The organism is Streptomyces sp. NPDC001100 (assembly GCF_053598575.1).
Genome location: NZ_JBSFKO010000007.1, coordinates 314,376 through 335,972, shown reverse-complemented (window position 1 = coordinate 335,972; position 21,597 = coordinate 314,376). Strand labels below are relative to the sequence as shown.

The following is a 21,597-nucleotide window of genomic DNA, read 5'->3' as shown; positions in this document are numbered from 1 at the left end:
TCCCTTCGGTCTTGCGTTTCCGACTCTATCAGACCGTTTCCGGTCCCGATTCCCTCGGTGCTTTCCAGGTTCCCGCTTCCGCGTTTCCCTTTCCAGCGATTCCGACTCTACCAGACCCTTTCGGGCCTGACTCCCAGTCAGAGTGGGCTGTCATCCCGGCCGTTGGGCCGTTCCGACGTCTCAAACCTTAGCCGATTCCCCCGGCGGAGTTCCAATCGAGGTCCAGTGACCTGATCGAACACAGCCGAACCCAAATCGAATTGAATTCGGGCACGCCGAAATCAATCCCGTTGGGAGATCGTGCGGATGGTTTGGGTTGCCGCTGTCGCGGCGGATGTGCCACCGGAGAACCGTTACGGCTCGGCGGCAACCCGAAGAACTTTACGGATCGACGAGGGGTGTGTCAACTACCCCTGTCAAGATCTTTTCCTGAGTGCCTCGACGGCGGGACGGAGCCCGCTCAGTCCAGGTCGCTCAGGCGCCCGCCCGCGTCCGGCTGAGCGTGCTCCACCCTACGGAGCAGCCGGGTGAGGACCTCGCCGAGGACGGTGCGCTCGTCCGGAGACAGGTCCTGGAGCAGTGCCTCCTCGAAGACCGTCGCCATGCGCATCGCCTCCAGCCACTTGCCCCGGCCCTCGGGGGTCAGCTCCACGATCACGCGGACCCGGTTGGACTCGTCGCGCTCCCTGGTGACCAGCCCCTCGGCGACCATGCGGTCGATCCGGTGGGTCATCGCGGCCGGCGTGAGGCCGAGGCGCTTGGCGAGGTCGCTGGGGCCCATCCGGTAGGGGTCGCCGGCCAGGACCAGGGCCTTGAGTACCTCCCAGTCGGCGCTGCTGATGCCGAGGTTCGCGGTCTGGCGGCCGTAGGCGACGTTCATACGGCGGTTGAGGCGGCCCAGGGCCGAGACGATCTTCTCGACCTGGGGGTCGAGGTCCCGGAATTCACGCTGATAGGCGGCGATCTGTTCGTCGAGCGTCGGCTCCGGGACGCCGCTGGTGTCGGCCATGCGCGCAGTATGGCACGGGCTTCCTTTGCCTTGAAGTCCTTGAGTATGTACTCTTTAGCTTCTAAGTCTTCAGATCTAACTAGTTGATTGAGGTGAACGTGACCAGGGCGATGGGCGCAGCGATGCGCCGGATCCACGTGGGCAACGCACTCAGCGCGTTCGGGCTCGGCTTCACGGTCCCGTACCTGTACGTCTATGTGGCGCAGGTGCGGGGTCTTGGGGGTATGACGGCGGGGCTCGTGCTCGCCGTCTTCGCCGTGGCCGCGCTGATCGTGCTGCCGTTCGCCGGACGGGCCATCGTCCGGCGTGGCCCGCGGCCGGTTCTGCTCGTCGCCCTGGTCCTGGCCGCCGTAGGAGCGATGAGTCTGGGGCTGGCGGGGAGTGCGGGGGCGGTGCTGGTGTCGGCCGCTGCGCTCGGGGCCGGGCAGGCCGTGATGCAGCCGGCGCTTGCCACGATGATCGTGGAGTGTTCGACCGCCGAGACGCGGTCGCGGGCGTTCGCCATGCAGTTCTTTCTGCAGAACCTCGGGCTCGGTGTCGGTGGGCTCATCGGGGGTCATCTGGTCGACGCGACCAGTGCGTCCTCGTTCACGTTGCTGTTCGGGATCGAGTCGGTCATGTTCCTGGTGCTCGCCGGTGTGATGGCGACCGTGCGGATGCCGCACTCGCCGGTCATCGGGGACGCGCCTTCGCAGTCGGCCAAGGGTGCGTGGAAGCAGTTGCTCGGCAATCGGGCCATGGTGCAGCTGAGCGTGCTCGGCTTCGTCATGTTCTTTGCCTGCTACGGGCAGTTCGAGTCGGGGCTGAGTGCCTACGGGGTCGAGGCTGCCGGGATCTCCACGTCCGCCCTGGGGACCGCGCTGGCCGCCAATACCGCGATGATCGTGGTCGCGCAGTTCGCGGTGCTGAAGTTCGTCGAGCGGCGGCGGCGGTCCAGGGTGATCGCCGGGGTCGGGCTGATCTGGGCGCTGGCGTGGGTGACCGCCGGGTATGCCGGGCTCGGGCACGGGAGTCAGGAGATGGCCACGGCCGCCTTCGTGTCGACGTACGCGCTGTTCGGGCTGGGTGAGGCGATGCTGTCGCCGACCGTCGCGCCGCTGGTCGCCGATCTGGCGCCGGAGGGGATGGCCGGGCAGTACAACTCGGCCTTCGCCCTGGTGAAGCAGCTCGCGCTGGCCGTCGGGCCCGCGGTGGGCGGGCCGCTCGGGGCTTCGCTGCCGGGGCCGTACGTCGTGATGTTCCTGGTGTTCTCGCTGGGGATCAGCGTGCTCGCCCTGCGGCTGGGGCGGCAGTTGACCGCCGTACAGGATCAGCCGTGGCGGGCGAAGGGGAGTCTGGTGGTGGCTCGGGGGGCCGTCGAGCCTGTGGGTGCGGACGTGTAGGTCACACCTGGGCCGTCTTGGGGAGTACGAACTCGCACCAGACGGCCTTGCCGCCGCCCGGGGTGCGGCGGGAGCCCCAGTTGGTGGCGATCGTGGCCACGATCGCGATGCCTCGGCCCGACTCGTCCGCCGGTTCCGCGCGGCGGCGGCGTGGGAGGTGGTCGTCGCCGTCCGTGACCTCGACGATCAGGCGGCGGTCGGTGCGGCGGAGTCTGAGACGCATGGGTGGGGTGCCGTGCTGGAGGCTGTTGGCGACCAGTTCGCTGGCGGCCAGGACGCCCAAGTCGTGCAGTTCGGTGGGGAAGCGCCAGCTGGTGAGGACTCCGGAGGCGAAGGCACGCGCGCGTGGGGCCGCTTCGACTCCGCCGAGGAGCTCCAGGGCCGCGTTGCGGAAGAGCTCGCCGTCGTGGCCGGTGCGGGTCGGGTGCTGGACGACCAGGACGGCGACGTCGTCGTCGTGGTCGGCGGTGACGCCGAGCGAGCGGACCAGGCGGTCGCAGACGACCTGGGGGGTGCCGGTGGCGCCGGCCAACGCGCGCTCCAGGGAGGCGATTCCCTCGTCCAGGTCCTCGTCCCGGCGTTCCACCAGGCCGTCCGTGTACAGGACCGCGGTGGAGCCGGGGCTGAGCGGGATGGTGCCGGAGGAATGGATCCAGCCGCCGGTGCCGAGCGGGGGGCCGGTGGGTTCGTCGGCGCGCTGGACCGTGCCCGTCTCGTCGCGGACGAGGATCGGGAGGTGGCCGGCGGAGGCGTACACCAGGCGGCCCTCGTTCGGGTCGAAGATGGCGTACGCGCAGGTGGCGATCTGGTTGGCGTCGATCTCCGTGGCGAGGCCGTCCAGGAGCTGGAGGATCTCGTGCGGGGGCAGGTCGAGGCGGGCGTACGCGCGGACCGCCGTGCGGAGTTGACCCATGACCGCTGCCGCGCGGACGCCTCTGCCCATGACGTCGCCGATGACCAGGGCGGTGCGGCCGCCGCCGAGGGTGATCACGTCGTACCAGTCGCCGCCGACCGCGGCCTCGGTGCCGCCGGGCTGGTAGGTGGCGGCGATGCGCAGGTCGTCGGGCTCTTCGAGTTCCTGGGGGAGGAGAGAGCGCTGGAGGGTCACGGCCGTTTCGCGCTGGCGGCGTTCGCTGGTGCGCAGGCGCTCGGCGGCCTCGGCGTGGTCGGTGACGTCGGTGGCGAAGATCAGCACGCCGCCCTCGCCGCCGTCGGTGCTCATGGCGACCGGGGTGCAGGTGAACGTGTAGGACCGGCCGCCGGGGGCCTTGCGGGACTTGAGGGTGCGGGGCTTGCCGCTGCGCAGGACCTGGTCGAGGAGCGGGAGCAGGCCGAGTTCGTCGAGCTCTGGGAGCGCCTCGCGGGCCGGTGCGCCCAGGGGGCGGTCGCCGAAGGCGGCCACGTAGGCGTCGTTGACGTACGCGATGCGCTGGTCGGGGCCGTGCACCAGGGCGACGAGGGCAGGGACGCGGTCGAGGACCTCGCGGACGGGCAGGTCGTCGACGGCGGGGACGGGCGGCGGCTCGTCGGTGAGCTGCTCGGCGCGGGCCGCGGGGACGGAGCCCTCGCCCCGGCGGTCCGGGGTGACCTGGTGGTCGGTCCGCGCTGCCGCGCGGCGCTGCGTTCCGGGGAGCCGGGCGCTCCAGCGCGTGAAGTTCACGAATCCTTGCCTCGTGTCGGGGTCGTCGGCCGGTTCCGGACCCTGCCGGGGGTCCGGGGGCCGCGCGGCGGGGGCCGCACATCGGTCGCCGGGGGATGCAGCACAGTGGGGAGAGCCTCTTGGGTGGGACGGGCGGGCGCGGGCCCGTCCGAAGTCGGGGACCAGTCTGGCAGTGTGGCGGACCGGGCCGATATTCGTCAGACGCCGGGGCCGCCGGTGGAGTTCCTCGGTCCGGTCAGTTCGACCCCTTCGGGTCGTGCGGAGGCTTCCCACCGGCCGCGAGTTCGAACTCGGCTCGCGGGTGTTCGAGTGAACCGAGGGAGACGATCTCCCGTTTGAAGAGCCCCGCCAGGGTCCATTCGGCGAGCACGCGGGCCTTGCGGTTGAAGGTGGGGACCCTGCTGAGGTGGTAGACGCGGTGCATGAACCAGGCAGGGTAGCCCTTCAGCTTGCGTCCGTAGACCTGCGCGACACCTTTGTGCAGTCCCAGGGCGGCGACCGAGCCGGCGTACTGGTGGGCGTACGTCTGAAGGGGTTCGCCGCGCAGGGAGTGGGCGATGTTGTCGCCGAGGACCTTGGCCTGGCGGACGGCGTGTTGCGCGTTGGGGGCGGTGTCGGTGCCGGGCGCGTCGGCCGTCACGTCCGGGACCGCTGCCGCGTCTCCCGCCGCCCACGCGTGCGTGGCGCCCTCGATCGTCAGCTCGGCGGTGCACTTGAGGCGGCCGTGCGCGGTGAGCGGGAGGTCGGTGGCGGCGAGGACGGGGTGGGGTCTGACGCCGGCCGTCCACACGAGCGTGCGGGTGGGGAAGCGCTGGCCGTCGTCGAGTACGGCGACGCGGTCGGCGCAGGAGGCGAGGCGGGTCTCCAGGAGGACCTGGATGTTGCGTCTGCGGAGCTGGGTGACGGTGTAGGTGCCCATCTCCTGGCCGACCTCGGGGAGGATGCGGTTCGAGGCCTCCACGAGGATCCACTTCATGTCGTCGGCCTGGACGTTGTGGTAGTAGCGCACGGCGTAGCGGGCCATGTCCTCCAGCTCGGCGAGCGCCTCGACACCGGCGTAACCGCCTCCTACGAAGACGAAGGTCAGGGCCGCGTCGCGGATCGCGGGGTCGCGGGTGGAGGAGGCGATGTCGAGTTGCTCGATGACGTGGTTGCGCAGGCCGATGGCCTCCTCGACGGTCTTGAAGCCGATGCCGTGCTCGGCGAGACCGGGGATGGGGAGGGTGCGCACGATCGAGCCGGGGGCCAGGACGAGTTCGTCGTACGACAGCTCTTCCGTGCCGGTGCCCTCCTCCTCGGTGGCGAGGGTGCTGAGGGTCGCGGTGCGCTTGGCGTGGTCGATGGCGGTGGCCTCGCCGATGACGACCCGGCACCGGTCGAGGACGCGGCGCAGCGGGACGACGACATGGCGGGGGGAGATCGAACCGGCGGCGGCCTCGGGGAGAAACGGCTGATAAGTCATGTAAGGGTCGGGTGAGACGACGGTGATCTCGACCTGCCCGCGCCTGATTTCACGTTTCAACTTCTTCTGAAGGCGTCGGGCTGTGTACATCCCGACGTAGCCGCCACCGACAACGAGAATGCGCGCGCGTTCCTTCACCATCCCATGACGCACCCGGCGCTGGAGTTTGTCCACAGGCTCGACAAATTGTGTGACCGGGCGGGGAGGCGGCGCGAGAGCGCCTGAATTGCCGGAGTGCGGGGCAGGTGCGCAGGTCAGTGGGGGTGATCGGGGTGACGTCGGGGGGCGCAATCGGGATGTATGCGACCCGTACTCCGATCGGGGGGCGCTCCGTGCGGAACCTGCCCCTTCTGAATTGACCCCCTCTCAACTATGTTCGTGTGTCGACGGGGTGAAGGGGGATGCGCTCAACGAGCCCGCGAGAGGCGTGGTTCGTGAACCGGGCTTGTCTCACGATGCTCCGGCTGCCAATGGCGGGGAGTCTCCGGGGGGAGACGTCATTAACCGGGGGAACGTGTATGCATATTCAGGACTCTCATTGGACATCCGCGTCTGCCGTCGCATCCGGCGCCGCGGTCGGTGCGGCGGCGGGAAACGGACGCGGGGACAGCTCGCGCACGACGCCGTTGCGCGTGGACGCACAGCGCAATCTGGAGCACGTACTGCGGGCGGCGCGTGAGGTCTTCGGCGAGTTGGGCTACGGCGCGCCGATGGAGGACGTGGCGCGGCGCGCGCGGGTCGGTGTCGGCACGGTGTACCGGCGCTTCCCGAGCAAGGACGTCCTGGTGCGCCGGATAGCCGAGGAGGAGACCTCCCGGCTGACCGACCAGGCGCGTTCGGCGCTCGGCCAGGAGGACGAGCCGTGGTCGGCGCTGTCGCGCTTCCTGCGGACGTCGGTGGCCTCGGGCGCCGGGCGGCTGCTGCCGCCGCAGGTGCTGCGGGTGGGCGTCGCCGACGAGGGCCTTGAGGGCTCCGCCCTGCTCGACGAGGCGCGGGTGCCGCAGCAGCGGACGCAGCCGGGCACGGGTGAACTGCGGCTGGTGCCGGAGGAGTCGGCGGGGTCCCTGGGGTCGGTCGTTGACGACGCCGGGGCGGTGGCGCTGCTGGAGGTCGTGGGGCAACTCGTGGACCGGGCGCGGGCGGCGGGTCAGCTGCGGCCGGACGTGTCGGTGTCGGACGTGCTGCTGGTGATCGCCACGGCGGCGCCCTCGCTGCCGGATGCGGCGCAGCAGGCAGCGGCTTCGGCGCGGTTGCTGGACATTCTGCTGGAGGGGTTGCGGTCGCGGCCGGTGTGAGAGTGGGCCGGTGTCGGTGTGAGCCGGTGTTGTGTGAGCGCCTTCTGGGGGCTGTGCCCCAGGCCCCCGCTTCGGCCCTGAAGGGGGCTCGTCCTCAAACGCCGGACGGGCTGGACAATGCCGGCTCCGCGGGATCAGGTGACCCGTTCGCGGGTGACTCGAACAGGTGACGGTGGTGCGTGGGCGCTGCGCGGCCCGCGCCCCGAGTGATGCCCGGAAGCGATTCCGGGTATTTCGGTCATCGGTGCCAACTTCCGTTCCGGGGGCGAGAGTTAAGTCTTCCCCGGAGGGGTGAACGCTAGTACTGCGGTGCGGGAAGTCCCCACGGACGAGTGGATGGTCCATACGACGGGTCCTGAACAAAAGCCAATATGGCTACGCTGACCCGGTGTTCTGGACTGGTTGGGCAGGCGGCGGGGGCTTTCCGCGATGAGCGTTGACGGGCGGGACGAGTCACTGGGTGACGGTGACCCGGAGGCCGGTGGGCTGACCTCACCACAGGTGCCGAGCCAGGGCGGGCCCAGTGGCAGCCCCCAGGACGCCGGTCCCGGCGAGGGCAGCGTCCCGCCGCAGCGCGAGGGCAGCGTCCTGCCGCCGCCGCTGGAGATGCCCACGGCCGACGCCTCGCTGATCGAGCGGATGCGCGCCGGTGACGACACGGCGTACGAGGAGCTGTACCGGCGCCACGCGGACGCCGTGCGCCGCTACGCCCGCACCTGCTGCCGGGACGCGCACACCGCCGACGACCTGACCGCCGAGGTCTTCGCCCGCATGCTCCAGGCGGTGCGCGGCGGCTCCGGGCCCGAGCACGCCGTACGCGCCTATCTGCTGACCTCCGTCCGGCGTGTCGCCGCGAACTGGACGAAGTCGGCCAAGCGGGAGCAACTCGTCGACGACTTCGCGGTGTTCGCCGCGCAGTCCGCGCGGGTGTCCGAGGTGTCCGACGACGACACACTGGACCTGGGCGCCGACGTACGGGCCATGCACGAGGCCGAGCAGTCGATGGCCATGCGGGCGTTCCGGTCGCTGCCCGAGCGGTGGCAGGCCGTGCTGTGGCACACCGAGGTCGAGGACGAGTCGCCCAGCGAGGTCGCCACGCTCTTCGGGCTCGACGCCAACGGCACGCGCGTGCTGGCCAGCCGGGCCCGTGAAGGCCTCAAGCAGGCCTATCTCCAAGCCCATGTCAGTGCCACCCTCACCGACGACGAGGAGTGCGCGCGCTACGCCGACCAGCTCGGCACCTACGCCCGCCGCAGGCTACGTACCCGGGCCGAACGCGGGCTGCGCAAGCACCTGGAGGAGTGCGCCAAGTGCCGGCTCGCCGCGCTGCAGATCGAGGAGGTCGCCAGCGGGATCCCGGCGGTCGTCCCGGTCGCGGTCATCGGCTGGTTCGGCGCCGCCGGGTACGCCAAGGCGGTCGCGCTCATCGCGGGCGGCGCGGGAGCGGGCGCGGCCGGTGCAGCGGGCGCCGCCGCGGCAGCGAGCGGGAGTTCGTCGGGCGGGGCCGGTGCCGGGGGCGCCGCGGCCTCCGAGGGGCTCGGCGCGCCGGTGAAGGCGGGCATCGCGGCCGGTGTGGTGGCCGCGGCGGCAGCTGCGGCGCTGGCCCTCGCGCTCAGCGGCAACGACACCCACACGCGGAAACCGGAGGCCAAGCCCGCCCCCTCGTCCTCCCCCGTCGCCAGACCCGAGTCACCGACCCCCACCCACCCGAAGAAGCAACCCGCCCCGGAACCGGCGGTGTTGGCCCCCGAGCCGACCCCCACACCCACCCCCAGCCCGACCCCCACACCCAAGCCCCGGCCTACCCCGACCCCTGCGCCGAAGCCCACCCCGACCCCGACGCCCCGGCCCACACCGACGCCCACCCCCACCCCCACCCCCACTCCGACCCCGACGCCCCCGCCCGCGCCGACCGTCTTCCAGGTGAGCGAGCTCTCCTACAACGTCAACGGCGACGGCACCGCCCCAGAGATCCGGCTCGGCGACAGCAGTTGGGTGTGGCAGCGCTACGGCGTCGCGATCGGCGGCACGCGCTACGCCCACGGCGTCACCGTGCACGGCCGCTCCTCCGTCACGATCGACCTCAACCGGCAGTGCGTCTCCTACGACGCGAGGGTCGGCGTCGACGACATGATGCTCGGGCTCGGCAGGATCTACTTCTCGGTGTACGCCGACGGGGTCCGGCTGTGGAGCTCCGGGGAGATCGACGGCGGGGACCCGGCGGTGCCGGTCCATGTGAATCTCGCCGGGCGGAAGACCGTAGAGCTGGTGGTCGAGCCGCGCAGTTCCTTCGACGATCTGGCGCTCGCCGACTGGGCGGAGTCGAAGTTCACCTGCCAGTAGGGCCCGGTGCTGGGGAGGGCAGCTCGGCCAGCACCTCGTCCACGGTGAGCGACTCGCCCCGGGCGCGCTCGGCGGCGTAGCGCTCGGCACCCAGCTCGGCGCGGGCGGTGGCCTCGATGCGCTCGGTCCGGGCACGCTCCGGCATGGGGCGCGGATGGCCCCCGCGCCACGCGTCGGCCGCCGCGAACAGCCGTACGGCGCCCGGGAGTTCACCGAGTTCGGCGCGCATGGTCGCCGCCTGGTCGACCAGTGCCGCCGTGACCGCCTCGGCGCAGCGCAGCTCGACCGCCTCGCGCAGGGCGTCGGCCATCGCCGCCAGCCCGCGCTCGGGACCGGACTCGGCGGCCGTGACCAGGGCTCCGATCGCGTTCAGCGCCGCCCGGAACTGGGGCGGCGGGGTGCCGTGTCCGCTCTCCTCGCGGGCCTGTTCGCACAGCGCGCGGGCGTGGACGACGTCCCCGTCCTCCAGGGCGATGTGCGCGCGCAGCAACTGGATGAAGGCGTGGGCGTCCACGACCCCGTGCCGGTCGCAGGCCTCGGTCGCCTCGTCCAGTCCCGCGAGCGCGCCGGCCCGGTCTCCGGCGCGGTAGGCCAGCTCGGCGAGGCGGGCGATGAGGAACGGCGTCTCCGTGTGGGCGCCGACCTCGTAGGCGAGCGCGAGCGCCTCCTCGTACGCCGCCTTGGCCTCCTCGAACCGGCCGCGTCCCATGGCGGCCTCGCCGACCGCGCTGGACACCTGGGCCCGTACCCAGCGGTCGCCGACGCGGCGGCTGAGATCGCGCAGTTCCGCCAGGTCGTCGTCGACGCCCGCCATGCCGCCCGGGGAGTCGACGACCATGTGCGTGCGGAACATCAGGATGACGGCGATCTCCCAATCGCCGCCGTACGCACGCGCGTTGGCGACCGCCACGTCCATGACGTCCCGGATGTCCATCGTGTCGCGCAGGAAGTAGGCGGTGAACGGCCAGGCGAGCCCCGGCATCCGGGCCGCGTCCTGGCCTCCGCCGGTGAAGAAGGCCTGCACCAGCGTGACGTACCGGCGCAGTCGTTCGTCCCGCAGTCCGTTCGGCAGGTGGTCCAGGGCTCCTGATTCGGCGCCCAGGAAGAGGTGCAGCATCCGGAGGTTCATCCGCTGGGCGTGCAGGGGGTGGTCGGTCCCCGCGTCAGGGGCGGCGAGGTAGCCGCCGAACGGGTCCGGCGCGCCCGCGGCCGTGCCGGGGTCCGGGGAGTCGTCGACGGCTGTGCCGGGATCGGGGACCGGGATCAGGGCGAGGACGCGCTCGACCCACTCGACGCCCTCGCGGCGGTAGTTGCGCAGCCACCAGAACCAGCCGACGGCGAGGGCCAGCGCACCCGCCTCCGCCTCGTCGCCCGCGGTGATCGTCCGGTCGAGGGCCGCGCGGATGTTGTCGAGTTCGGTCTCCAGGCGGGCGATCCACGGGAGTTGCTCCCAGGAGCGGAGCAGCGGCTCGGCCTCCTCGACGAGGGCGAGCACCCAGGCCCGGTGCCGACGCTCGGCCGCCGTCCGCGGTTCCGGGGTCTCGGCTGCGCGCTCGACGGCGTACTCGTGGATGGTCTCCAGCATGCGGTAGCGCATGCCGTCGAACGCCTCCCCCGGGGTGGCCACGATCAGGGACTTGTCGACGAGGGCGCCGATCAGGTCCGCCGCGGGGCCGGTGCAGACGCTTTCCGCCGCCGCGAGGTCCCAGCCGCCGGCGAACACGGAGACTTCGCGCAGCAGGGTCCGCTCGTGCTCGTCGAGCAGGTCCCAGGACCAGTCGACGACGGCCCGCAGGGTCTGCTGGCGGGGCAGCACCGTGCGGCTGCCGGAGGTGAGCAGGCGGAAGCGGTCGTCTAGGCGGTCGGCGATCTGGCGGGGGGTGAGCAACCGCAGCCGGGCGGCGGCGAGTTCGATGGCCAGGGGCAGGCCGTCGAGGCGCCGGCAGATCTCCGTGACCGCTTCGGTGTCCTGGAGCACGGCCTCGGCGTCGGGGCGGACGGCGGCGGCGCGCTCCGCGAAGAGGCGGTGTGCCTGGTCGGGGACGAGGGGTTCGACCGGGCGCACGGACTCGCCGGGGACGCCCAGGGGTTCACGGCTGGTGGCGAGGATCGTGAGCCCCGGGCAGCGGGTCAGGAGGGTCTCGGCGAGGTCGGCCGCCGCGCCGATGACATGTTCGCAGTTGTCAAGGATCAGGAGTCGGCTGCGCGCCGCGCAGTACTCGATCAGCAGGGCGACGGGGTCGTCCTGCGGGACCGCCAGCTCGGTGGTCATCAGTACGGTCTCGCGCAGACCGAGGGCACTGACCACCGCGCCGGGCACCGCCTCCGGCCGGTCGAGCCGGGCGAGCTCGACCAGCCACGCCTGCGGGAGCCCGGCGGCGGCTTCCTCGGCGAGACGGGTCTTTCCGGAGCCGCCCGGTCCGGTGAGCGTGACGAGGCGGGCCCTGTGCACTTCGGAACGGATGGCGGCGATCTCGGGTTCCCGGCCCACGAAAGAGGTAAGCCGTGGACGCAGGTTGCCGTCGCGTTCCAACTGCCGGGCGGGGTGGCCGGCGTTGTGCTCCGGCTGCGGGGCGGGGTGGTCGCCGCTGTGTGCCGGCTGCCGGACGCGGTGGTCGCCGCTGTGTGCCGACTGCCGGGCGCGGTGGGCCGGAGGCGGTGACTTGAGCAACTCGCCGTGCAGGGACCGGAGTTCCGGCCCCGGGTCGGTGCCGAGGCCGTCGGCGAGGGCGCGCCGGGCGGTCTCGTAGGCGGCGAGCGCGTCGGCACCCCGGCCCGAGTCGCGCAGGGCGCGGATGAGGAGGGCGTGCAGCGGTTCGTCGTACGGGTGGGCCGCGGTCAGTTCCTTCAACTCCGGTACGGCGTCGGCGGCGCGGCCCAGCAGCAGGTCGGCCTCGACCCGCGCGCGGGTGGCCTCCTCGCGCAGCGCGTCCGGGCGGGCGGCCGCGGACCGGTCGGGGAGGTCGGCGAGGGCGGGCCCGCGCCACAGGGCGAGCGCCTCGCCGAGGTCGCGGGCGGCGACGCCCGCCTCGCCCCGCTCCAGGGCGGCCGTGCCCTGGCGCACCAGCCGTTCGAAGACGTGCAGGTCCACGTCCTCCCGGGTCGCCGCGAGCCGGTAGCCGCCGGGCTCGGAGACGATGGCGTCCCTGCCGACGGTACGGCGCAGCCGGCCGACGAGGGCCTGGAGGGCGGCCGGGGCGTCCTGCGGAGGTTCGTCGGCCCACACCTCGTCGATCAGGGTGCCGAAGGGGACGATCCGGCCGGGCTGCAGGGCGAGGGCGGCGAGCAGCGCGCGCAGCCGCGCACCGCCGAGCGCCACGACAGCGCCCCGCTCGTCCTCCGCCCGGGTACTGCCCAGGATTCCGTACCGCACCGGGCCATTGTCGCCGGGCACGAGGGACAAGGTCACGGCGTTTGTGGGCGGGGCCCGCGGTTGGGGCGGTTTGTGCCGGTGCCCTGCCCCAGGCCCTCGTGGCGGAACGCCGAAGCCGCTCACGCCGGCGGGAGGCTCAAGCCACTCCCGCTCCCCCGCCCGATGCCAACGCCCCCCGCTGCGGTCTGATCCCCGCCGGTACCGCACGCGCGCGTGCCGGTGTTCCCGTCCAGCAGGTGCCCCGGCGAGCCAGCAGGCGGCCGAGCCACAGTTCCAGGGAGACCAGGTCCGCGAGGCCGTCCAGGGGCAGCGGTTCGCCCTGGGCCGCCGCGCGGAGCGCCTTGCGGACGACGCGGGCCTCCACCAGCCCGGCCTGCGCCAGCAGGGGTGTGTCGAAGAGGGCCATCAAGGAGTCCGCGGCCACCCGGAGTCCGGTGCGGGAGGCGGCTGCCGCCGACGCGTGGGAGGGGGCGCCCCAGCCGGGCGGAAGGTCGCCGACGCCGGCGCCCTCCAGGACCGTGCGGAGGATGGCCGCGCGGGCCCCTGGCTGGACGCGTAGCGCCTCGGGAAGGGTCCGGCAGGCGCGGACCACCTGGTTGTCGAGGAAGGGCATGTGCAGCCGCTGGGAACGGATCTCGGCGGCCTGTTCCAGGACGCGCAGGTCCCCCGCGTGTCTGGCGAGTGCGGCCCGCGCGCGGAAATCGCCGGGGCGCTGTCCCGGGCCGACCCCCTGGCCCTGACGGCTGGGCGCCCCTTGTAGGCGAACCGATACTTCAGCCAGGGCCTCACCGGTCAGCCAACGCGCCGCGGGCCCCGGTCTGGCCCAGGTGAGCGCGGCCAGGGAGGCACCGACCGCGCCCCCCGGCTCGTCGAAACGCTTCTGGAGGAGCCGGTCGGCGAGGACCTCAAGACCCGCGCCGTAGGGCGTACGGGCCAGCCGCCGGGCCGCGCCGTACACGCGCCCGGGGACCATCACCGAACCGTCCGCCTTCGCCAACGCGGCCACCGGGCGCACCAGATGGCGCCGTTTGCGGTCCATGAGGAGGTCGGCGAGGCGGGCCGGGTGCGCGTCCAGGACCTGGCGGGCGCCGTATCCGGTGAAGTGGTCCGCGCTGCCCGCGGCGAGCCGGGCGCGGTGGCGGGCGGCGGTGATCAGGGAGGGGCCGGGTTCGTCGGTGAGGGGGCCGTCGAGTTCGGCGTACGGCAGGACGTCCTCGCCGCCGGTGACCACCACGTGGTGCAGGCGGGGATTGGCCGCGAGGGTGCCCGCGCGCTCCACCTCGGACTCGCGGCCGCGGACGGCGAGGTCGTTGAACGTGACGGCGAGGAGCCGCTCGCCCGCGCCGGTGCCGTGCCCGAGGACCGTGCCGGGCGCACCCGGCAGCCCGGCGGCGAGCAGGGCCAGCGTCCCGGACGCGGGCCCCCCGGAGAGGTCGGCGCCGATGCCGGGGACGGGCATCCCGCGCGCGGCACGCCGTTCGGCGGGCCCCATCCCGGGCACCGGGCCCGGGTCGATGTCGGGAACGTGCCGGGGCGCGGACAGGCGCGCACGCACGGCGTCGACCAGTGCGTCGCGTACGGCGTCGACCGCACTGTCGGGGTCGACGGGCGCGGCGGCGACGGCGAGGGAGGCGACCGGCTCGTACCCGGCGATCTCGCGCGCCCCGGCGCGCAGGATCAGCGCATGCCCCGGCGGAATGCGACGTACGCCGTCGTACGGCGTGGAGTCGTGCAGCGCGGCGGGCACATCGGGGGCCGCGAGCAGGGCGGCCAGGTGCCCGAAGTCGAGATTGGCCTCGATGAGGTCGGCCAGCGGGAGCGCGGCGGTCGAGTAGGCCGTACCGCCGGCCCAGGGGGTGTAGAACACCGGCTTGGCGCCCGCGAGATCGCCGCAGACCATGGTGCGGCGGCCGACCTTGACGACCGCGGTGTAGCTCCCCGACCAGGCCGTCAGATGCCGAAGTGCCCCTCCGCGCGCGGAGAACAGGCTGAGGCGCAGCTCTTCGTCGGAGGCACCGCAGGTACCGAGGACCGCGATCCGGGTCTCCGCGTCGACCTTCACGACCCGCACCTCGTCGGGCCGCCAGTCGCCGACCGCCCACAGCGGATCCGGGTCTCCCCACAGGAGTTGGGACCCCACCGGATGCACCGTCTCACCGTCGAGTCCGGTCGCTCCCGCCGAACCGATCGCGGCGGCTCCAGCGGCGGTACTGCTCCATCCCACCAACCACCGCATCGACGCCTCCACAGGCTGTGGACAACCAGTGCACCGCACGAACTGGGCACCATGCTGCCATGAAGGACGCCCTCCGGAGGGCCGGAGAAGCCGCTTGAGATCGCGTGAGGACGCCCTGGACGAGGGACAACCGGACAAGGACGACCCTACGTCCGCGACGCGAATGCGCCCCCGATACGCTCCCCCAAAACCCCTAACGCGCCCTCAACTCCCGTGGTAGGAGCGGTATTCGGCACCGAGAGGCGGGGGCGATTTTCGGCCAAATCGGTGTTACGAGCACAGGCTCGCGCACGCTCCGTACATGTTGTGCGCACCGCTTCGTACCGCGCACAGTCCGGGAGGCGGAGTACGCCTCCCGGACCGGTCCGCCGCCCGCGGGGATGTAGGCGGCGGTGTCCCCCAGCCCACTGGATCCAGTACAGCGGGCCGACCCACGCACGATCCATCGAAGCGCTCCCGCGATGGCCGGAGAAGAGCGCACACACGGGCGCACGGCCACACGGCGGGGGCACGTCGCAACCCTCCGTGCAAACCCCGCACTCGCGTACGGACCACAATCCCGCCAACCGGAACAATGCCCCTTAACGCTTGGGATGCGGCGAACTACGCTGGGTTTACGAATGCCGCATGGTTATGCCAGCGCGGCAGCCGTCTGTGTCGAGGGGTGGCGCATGTCCAGGGAGCAACGCGGGCCGAACGAAAAACTCGGCACCGTTCTCGCCCTCGCGGGAATCAGCAACGCAGGACTCGCGCGTCGCGTCAACGATCTTGGCGCTCAACGCGGGTTGACACTTCGCTACGACAAGACGTCGGTGGCGCGCTGGGTGTCGAAGGGAATGGTGCCCCAGGGCGCCGCCCCGCACCTCATCGCGGCCGCCATCGGCCAGAAGCTCGGCCGCCCGGTGCCGCTCCACGAGATCGGCCTGGCGGACGCGGATCCCGCGCCGGAAGTGGGCCTCGCATTCCCCCGGGACGTCGGTCAAGCCGTGCGTTCCGCAACGGAGTTGTACCGCCTCGACCTCGCCGGCCGCCGGGCCGGCTCCGGCGGTATCTGGCAGTCCCTCGCCGGGTCGTTCGCAGTCAGCGCATACGCAACGCCCGCCTCACGGTGGCTGATAACCCCGGCCGACAGTTCGGTGGCGCGCGAGGCCAACTCCGCGGAGGGCTCCGGGGCACCGCTGAAAGTCGGCCACAGCGATGTGCAGAAACTGCGGGAGGCCGCGGAGGACGCCAGGCGCTGGGACTCCAAGTACGGGGGCGGCGACTGGCGTTCGTCCATGGTGCCCGAATGCCTGCGGGTGGAGGCGGCGCCGCTGCTGCTCGGCTCGTACTCCGACGAGGTCGGCAGAGCGCTCTTCGGCGCGAGCGCCGAACTCACCCGCCTCGCCGGGTGGATGGCCTTCGACACCGGGCAACAGGAGGCGGCGCAGCGGTACTACATCCAGGCGCTGCGGCTCGCCCGCGCGGCGGCGGACGTGCCGCTGGGGGGTTATGTCCTGGCCTCGATGTCCTTGCAGGCGACCTACCGGGGCTTCGGCGACGAGGGTGTCGACCTCGCGCAGGCGGCCCTGGAGCGCAACAGAGGCCTCGCCACTGCCCGCACGATGAGCTTCTTCCGGCTTGTCGAGGCGCGGTCCCACGCGCGCGCGGGGGACGCCCAGGCGGCGGGTGCGGCGCTGAAGGCGGCCGAGGGGTGGCTTGAGCGGTCGCGGGAGGGTGACAACGATCCGTCCTGGCTGGGGTTCTACGGCTACGACCGGTTCGCGGCGGATGCGGCGGAGTGCTACCGGGATCTGAAGGCGCCTCGGCAGGTGCGGCGGTTCACGGAGCAGGCGTTGTCCAAGCCGACGGAGGAGTTCGTGCGGTCGCACGGGCTGCGGTTGGTGGTTTCCGCGGTTGCCGAGTTGGAGTCGGGGAATCTTGACGCGGCTTGTGAGCAGGGGGTGCGGGCGGTGGAGGTCGCTGGGCGCATCTCGTCTGCGCGGACGACGGAGTATGTGAAGGATCTTCTGCATCGGCTGGAGCCGTATGGGGATGAGCCTCGGGTTGTTGAGCTGCGGGAGCGGGCTCGGCCTCTGTTAATGGCGCCCGCCTAAGGATTTGCCTGGTTTCGGTGGATGCGCGAGTGGCGGTTCGTTGTGGCTGGTCGCGCGGTTCCCCGCGCCCCTTTGGGGCGCTCCAGCTCCCGGCGTTTGAAGTGGCTGTCAGTGGTGCAGTGCACTATCGGATGCGGGAGGTGGTGCGCGGTGGTCGGGTACGACTGTGATGTGCTCGTGGTCGGGGGTGGGATCGTCGGGCTGTCGGTCGCGTATGCGATCGGCCGGGCCGCGCCGGGGACGCGGGTGACCGTGCTGGAGAAGGAGGCGGGGCCCGCCCGGCATCAGACGGGGCGGAACAGCGGGGTGATCCACAGCGGGATCTACTACCGGCCCGGCTCGCTCAAGGCGCGGTATGCCGTGGGCGGCGCCGCCGAGATGGTCAAGTTCTGCGCGGAGTACGGCATTCCGCACGCCGTGACCGGCAAGCTGATCGTCGCCACGGAGCGCGCCGAGCTGCCCCGCCTGCACGCGCTCGTGCAGCGCGGCCGGGAGAACGGCATTCCGGTGCGCGAGCTCGGCGGGTCCCAGATCCCCGAGTACGAGCCGGAGGTGCGCGGCCTCGCCGCCATAGAGGTCGCGACGACCGGGATCTGCGACTACGTCGCGGTCGCCCGGCACCTGGCCGAGGCCTCCGGCGCCGAGATCCGCTACGGCGCGCGCGTCGCCCATGTCGACCGGCGCCCGGAGCGCGGGGTCGCCGTCCGGACGGCGGACGGTGCCGGAGGTGGAGGTGGAGGTGGAGACATCGTCCGCGCGCGCGTGCTGGTGAACTGCGCCGGCCTGCAGTGCGACGAGGTGGCCCGGCTGACCGGTGACGACCCCGGGATGCGGATCGTGCCGTTCCGCGGCGAGTACTACACGCTGACGCGGCCCGAGCTGGTGCGCGGCCTGGTGTATCCGGTGCCGGACCCGGCGTTCCCGTTCCTCGGTGTGCATCTCACCCGCGGTATCGACGGCAGTGTGCACGTGGGACCGAACGCGGTGCCGGCGCTGGCCCGCGAGGGCTACGGCTGGGGTGTCGTACGCCCCCGGGAGATCGCGACCACGGTGGCCTGGCCCGGGGTGTGGCGGATGGCGCGACAGCACTGGCGGTACGGGGTGGGGGAGCTGCGGCGGTCGGTGTCCAAGAGCGCGTTCACCAGCGCCGTACAGCGACTGCTGCCTGCCGTGACGCCCGAGGACCTCACGCCCGCATCAGCCGGAGTGCGCGCCCAGGCCGTCCTCCGGGACGGCACCCTCGTCGACGACTTCCTGATCAAGGAGGGCCCCCGCGCGGTACACGTCCTCAACGCCCCGAGCCCGGCGGCGACGGCCTCGCTGCCGATCGGGAGAGAGGTGGCGAGGCGGGCACTGGCCGTACTGGGCCAGGAGAAACGCCTCCCCCTTGAAACCCCGCGAAGGGCAACCCCCTAAGGCGCGGGGCTGTGACATGTGCGGCTCCGCCGCGTGGGCGCGACCGGCCACAGCGCACCCGCACTCCCAGGACCACACAAGCCACGCAGACGCTGAGGCCGTAAAATCACCGCATTGTGTCTGAGTCCCCCAACACCCCCGACGCCCCTGCCCAGCCCGCGCAGCGCACCCGCAGGGACGAACCCCGTTTCCCGGACGGGCCCAAGCCCGATCCCGCCGGGTCGCACTTCGAGCGCCGCATCCGGAGTTTCCAGCCGCGCCGGAGTCGCGTGACGACGGCGCAGGCCGACGCTCTGGAACGCCTGTGGCCCAAGTGGGGCCTGGACATCGACGGTCGGCGGAACCTCGACCTGGCCGAGCTGTTCGGGAACGACAACCCCGTCGTGCTGGAGATCGGCTTCGGGATGGGTGAGGCGACCGCGCAGATGGCCGCCGCGGACCCGGCGACGAACATCCTCGCCGCCGATGTGCACACCCCGGGCCAGGGCAATCTGCTGGGCCTCGCCGACCACCACGGGCTCTCCAACATCCGGGTCGCCAACGGGGACGCGATCATCCTGCTGCGCGAGATGCTCGCCCCGGACTCGCTCGACGGGCTGCGCGTCTACTTCCCCGACCCCTGGCCGAAGAAGCGGCACCACAAACGGCGGCTGATCCAGGAGGAGTTCCTGACGCTCGCCGCGTCCCGCCTCAAGCCCGGCGCGACCGTGCACTGCGCGACGGACTGGGAGCCGTACGCGGAGCAGATGCTCGAAGTGCTGGACGTGCACCCGGAGTTCGAGAACAGCCAACCCGACGGCGGTTTCGCGCCTCGTCCGGACTTCCGGCCGCTGACCCGTTTCGAGGGGCAGGGACTGGACAAGGGACATGTCGTGAACGATCTGCTGTTCCGTCGCGTACCCCACGACGACCAGCGCTGACGCCAGGCTCCCTCGCGGGCCGTGCCCTTACCTCGTTAGGGTCGATGCCGTGGCCACGTTTTCGCCGTACCCCCCACACCCCGGCCACCCGGCCGGTGGTGTGCCCGGGCACGTGCCGCGCGTGCGCTGGTGGCACCGGACAGGGGTCCGTTACGGCGCGCTGATCACCCTGCTCGCGCTCTCCGGGTTCGTCATCCTCGCCCTGGTGCGTCAACAGACCGGCACGGAAGGGTTCTTGGTGGGCCTCGGGCTCGCCGTACTGCCCGTGCCGCTGCTCGTCGCCGCGTTCCGCTGGCTGGACCGGGTCGACCCCGGCCCCTGGCGGAATCTCCTGTTCTCCTTCGCCTGGGGCGCCTGCGCCGCCGCGCTGATAGCGATCGTCGCCAACAGCTTCGCCACCAGATGGATAGCGACCGCGACCGCCGATCCGAGCAGCGCGGACACGCTGGGCGCGACGGTGATAGCCCCGATCGTGGAGGAGTCGGCGAAGGCGGCGGCCGTCCTGCTCGTCTTCCTGTTCCGCAGACGGGACTTCACCGGGATCGTGGACGGGGTGGTGATAGCCGGGGTCACCGCCACCGGCTTCGCGTTCACCGAGAACATCCTCTATCTCGGCACCGCCTTCGGCACCGACCAGCTCACCGGCGACCGCGGTTTCACCTCCGTGACCGCGGCGACCTTCTTCGTGCGCATCGTCATGTCCCCGTTCGCGCACCCCTTGTTCACCGTCCTCACCGGCATCGGCTTCGGCATCGCCGCGCTCTCCCCCGACCGCCGGCACGTCCGGCGCGTCCTGGTCCCGCTGACCGGACTGCTCCTCGCGATGGGCATGCACGCCGTCTGGAACGGCTCCTCGACCTTCGGCCAGTACGGCTTCTTCGAGGTCTACGGCCTGTTCATGGTCCCCACGTTCGGCCTGCTGACCTGGCTCGCGGTCTGGACCCGGCAACGCGAACTGCGCTCCGTGCGCGAGGAGTTGCCCGTCTACGTCCTCGCGGGCTGGCTGACCCCCGCCGAACCGTTCGCGCTCGGCTCGATGAAGGCCCGCAGGCTGGCCCGCGACTACGCCGGCCACCACCTGGGCCGTCCCGGGGCCCGCTCGGTGGCCCGCTACGAGGCCTGCGCGACCTCCCTGGCGTTCCTGCGCCACCGGGCCGCGCGGGGCCGCGCCGGCGCCGACTTCGCCGTACGGGAAAGGGAGTTGCTGCACGAGCTGTGGCGGCGGCGGGAGGTGGCGCGGCCCGCGCTGGAGTACGCGGCGCGGCGGATCGCGCCGCCGGTGCCGGTGGTGGTGCCGCCGTGGCCGGTGTACGGGGTGTACGGGAACACGGCGGCGCCGTATCCCGCGTACAACCCGTACCGGTCCTGACGAGCCTCAGGCGGAGGCCTGGGTCAGCTGCTCGATCTCGGTGTCCGTGAGGGTCAGTTCGGCCACGGCGAGCAGGTCGGGCAGCTGCTCGACGCTCCGGGCGGAGGCGATCGGTGCGGCGACCGTGGGCTGGGCGGCGAGCCAGGCGAGGGCGACCGTCGCGACGGAGGCGTCGTGGGCCCGCGCGATCTCGTCCAGGGCGGTCAGGACCTTCTGGCCGCGCTCGGATTCGAGGTAGCCGGCGGCCCGTCCGGCCCGCGGGCTGTCCACGGTCGTACCCGGCCGGTACTTGCCGGTGAGGAAGCCGGCCGCGAGGGCGAAGTAGGGCAGCGCCGCGAGGCCGTTGCGCTCGGCCACGTCCCGGAGTTCTCCCTCGTAGGTGTCGCGGGAGACGAGGTTGTAGTGCGGCTGGATCGCGACATAGCGGGCCAGGCCCTCGCGGTCGGAGAAGTCCAGGGAGGCCTGGAGGCGCTCGGGCGTGATGTTGGAGGCGGCGATGTACCGCACCTTGCCCGCCTTCACCAGCTCGTCCAGCGCGCCGACGATCTCCTCGACCGGCACCTCGACCTGGTCGAAGTGGGTGTAGTAGAGGTCGATGTGGTCGGTGTCCAGGCGGCGCAGGGAGGCGTCGGCGGCGGCCTTGATGTTGGCGGCGGACAGTCCCGGGTAGTCGGGGTGCTGGCTGACCTTGGTGGCGATGACGACGTCGGAGCGGTTGCCGCGGGCCTTGACCCACTTGCCGATGACGGTCTCGGACTCGCCGCCGTGGTTGCCCGGGGCGAACGCCGAGTAGGAGTCGGCGGTGTCGACGAAGTTGCCGCCCGCGGCGGCGTAGGCGTCGAGGACCGCGAAGGAGGTCGCCTCGTCGGCGGTCCAGCCGAAGACGTTGCCGCCGAGGTTCAGCGGGAAGATCTCCAGGTCGGACCGGCCCAGCTTGCGAAGAGAAGTCATGCCCTACGTCAACAGCCGGACCGGAACCGGATATTCCAGCGGGTGCCCCAGGGGCCTCCGGGGTCTTACGGGGTCGTACAGAGTC

13 protein-coding genes are annotated in these 21,597 nt (G+C 72.2%); 7 read left to right on the top strand and 6 right to left on the bottom strand.

Features of this window, described 5'->3' with window-relative positions:
• Positions 1-460: 460 nt before the first annotated feature.
• On the bottom strand, positions 461-1,009 hold the full coding sequence (locus tag ACWDEW_RS13430; RefSeq protein ID WP_450512427.1) for a MarR family winged helix-turn-helix transcriptional regulator: 549 nt from the start codon (positions 1,007-1,009) through the stop codon (positions 461-463).
• Positions 1,010-1,107: 98 nt separating this feature from the next.
• Here ACWDEW_RS13430 and ACWDEW_RS13425 point away from each other — a divergent pair, with 98 nt between their 5' ends.
• Positions 1,108-2,391: an MFS transporter gene (locus tag ACWDEW_RS13425; protein ID WP_450512425.1), complete on the top strand. Its 1,284-nt coding sequence runs from the start codon at positions 1,108-1,110 to the stop codon at positions 2,389-2,391.
• Between the two features lies 1 nt (position 2,392).
• Here ACWDEW_RS13425 and ACWDEW_RS13420 read toward each other — a convergent pair whose 3' ends face one another.
• Both ACWDEW_RS13420 and ACWDEW_RS13415 read right to left on the bottom strand, forming a co-directional pair.
• The gene (locus tag ACWDEW_RS13420; protein ID WP_450512423.1) at positions 2,393-4,051 is read right to left on the bottom strand and encodes an ATP-binding SpoIIE family protein phosphatase; all 1,659 of its coding nucleotides are present in this window, start codon (positions 4,049-4,051) and stop codon (positions 2,393-2,395) included.
• A gap of 235 nt (positions 4,052-4,286) precedes the next feature.
• Positions 4,287-5,654 carry an NAD(P)/FAD-dependent oxidoreductase gene (locus ACWDEW_RS13415; RefSeq protein ID WP_450512421.1) on the bottom strand — a complete coding sequence of 456 codons (1,368 nt, stop codon included), beginning with the start codon at positions 5,652-5,654 and terminating at the stop codon, positions 4,287-4,289.
• A 377-nt stretch (positions 5,655-6,031) separates the two neighbouring features.
• Between ACWDEW_RS13415 and ACWDEW_RS13410 the strand changes: the two genes are divergently transcribed.
• Together ACWDEW_RS13410 and ACWDEW_RS13405 are read left to right on the top strand one after the other, a co-directional pair.
• Positions 6,032-6,808 (top strand): TetR/AcrR family transcriptional regulator, encoded by a 777-nt coding sequence (locus ACWDEW_RS13410; protein ID WP_450512419.1) that lies wholly within the window; start codon positions 6,032-6,034, stop codon positions 6,806-6,808.
• A gap of 429 nt (positions 6,809-7,237) precedes the next feature.
• Positions 7,238-9,151, top strand: a complete 1,914-nt coding sequence (locus tag ACWDEW_RS13405; RefSeq protein ID WP_450512417.1) for a sigma-70 family RNA polymerase sigma factor — start codon at positions 7,238-7,240, stop codon at positions 9,149-9,151.
• On the opposite strand, the gene ACWDEW_RS13400 is transcribed toward ACWDEW_RS13405, so the two are convergent.
• Together ACWDEW_RS13400 and ACWDEW_RS13395 are read right to left on the bottom strand one after the other, a co-directional pair.
• Positions 9,138-12,524, bottom strand: coding sequence for a BTAD domain-containing putative transcriptional regulator (locus ACWDEW_RS13400; RefSeq protein ID WP_450512415.1), 3,387 nt, complete (start codon positions 12,522-12,524; stop codon positions 9,138-9,140). The two genes, ACWDEW_RS13405 and ACWDEW_RS13400, sit on opposite strands and share 14 nt — an antisense overlap.
• A 136-nt stretch (positions 12,525-12,660) precedes the next feature.
• Positions 12,661-14,760, bottom strand: a complete 2,100-nt coding sequence (locus tag ACWDEW_RS13395) for an asparagine synthase-related protein (protein ID WP_019073891.1) — start codon at positions 14,758-14,760, stop codon at positions 12,661-12,663.
• Between the two features lie 671 nt (positions 14,761-15,431).
• On the opposite strand from ACWDEW_RS13395, the gene ACWDEW_RS13390 reads away from it, so the two are divergent.
• From ACWDEW_RS13390 to ACWDEW_RS13375, 4 genes are all read left to right on the top strand, one after another.
• Positions 15,432-16,856 carry an MFS transporter gene (locus ACWDEW_RS13390; RefSeq protein WP_450512413.1) on the top strand — a complete coding sequence of 475 codons (1,425 nt, stop codon included), beginning with the start codon at positions 15,432-15,434 and terminating at the stop codon, positions 16,854-16,856.
• A gap of 150 nt (positions 16,857-17,006) precedes the next feature.
• Positions 17,007-18,272: an L-2-hydroxyglutarate oxidase gene (gene lhgO / locus ACWDEW_RS13385; RefSeq protein ID WP_450512412.1), complete on the top strand. Its 1,266-nt coding sequence runs from the start codon at positions 17,007-17,009 to the stop codon at positions 18,270-18,272.
• Between the two features lie 116 nt (positions 18,273-18,388).
• Positions 18,389-19,192, top strand: a complete 804-nt coding sequence (gene trmB / locus ACWDEW_RS13380) for a tRNA (guanosine(46)-N7)-methyltransferase TrmB (protein WP_450512410.1) — start codon at positions 18,389-18,391, stop codon at positions 19,190-19,192.
• 49 nt (positions 19,193-19,241) lie between these two features.
• The gene (locus ACWDEW_RS13375; RefSeq protein ID WP_450512408.1) at positions 19,242-20,561 is read left to right on the top strand and encodes a PrsW family intramembrane metalloprotease; all 1,320 of its coding nucleotides are present in this window, start codon (positions 19,242-19,244) and stop codon (positions 20,559-20,561) included.
• Between the two features lie 6 nt (positions 20,562-20,567).
• Here ACWDEW_RS13375 and ACWDEW_RS13370 read toward each other — a convergent pair whose 3' ends face one another.
• Positions 20,568-21,512 carry an aldo/keto reductase gene (locus ACWDEW_RS13370; protein ID WP_450512406.1) on the bottom strand — a complete coding sequence of 315 codons (945 nt, stop codon included), beginning with the start codon at positions 21,510-21,512 and terminating at the stop codon, positions 20,568-20,570.
• Positions 21,513-21,597 lie beyond the last annotated feature (85 nt).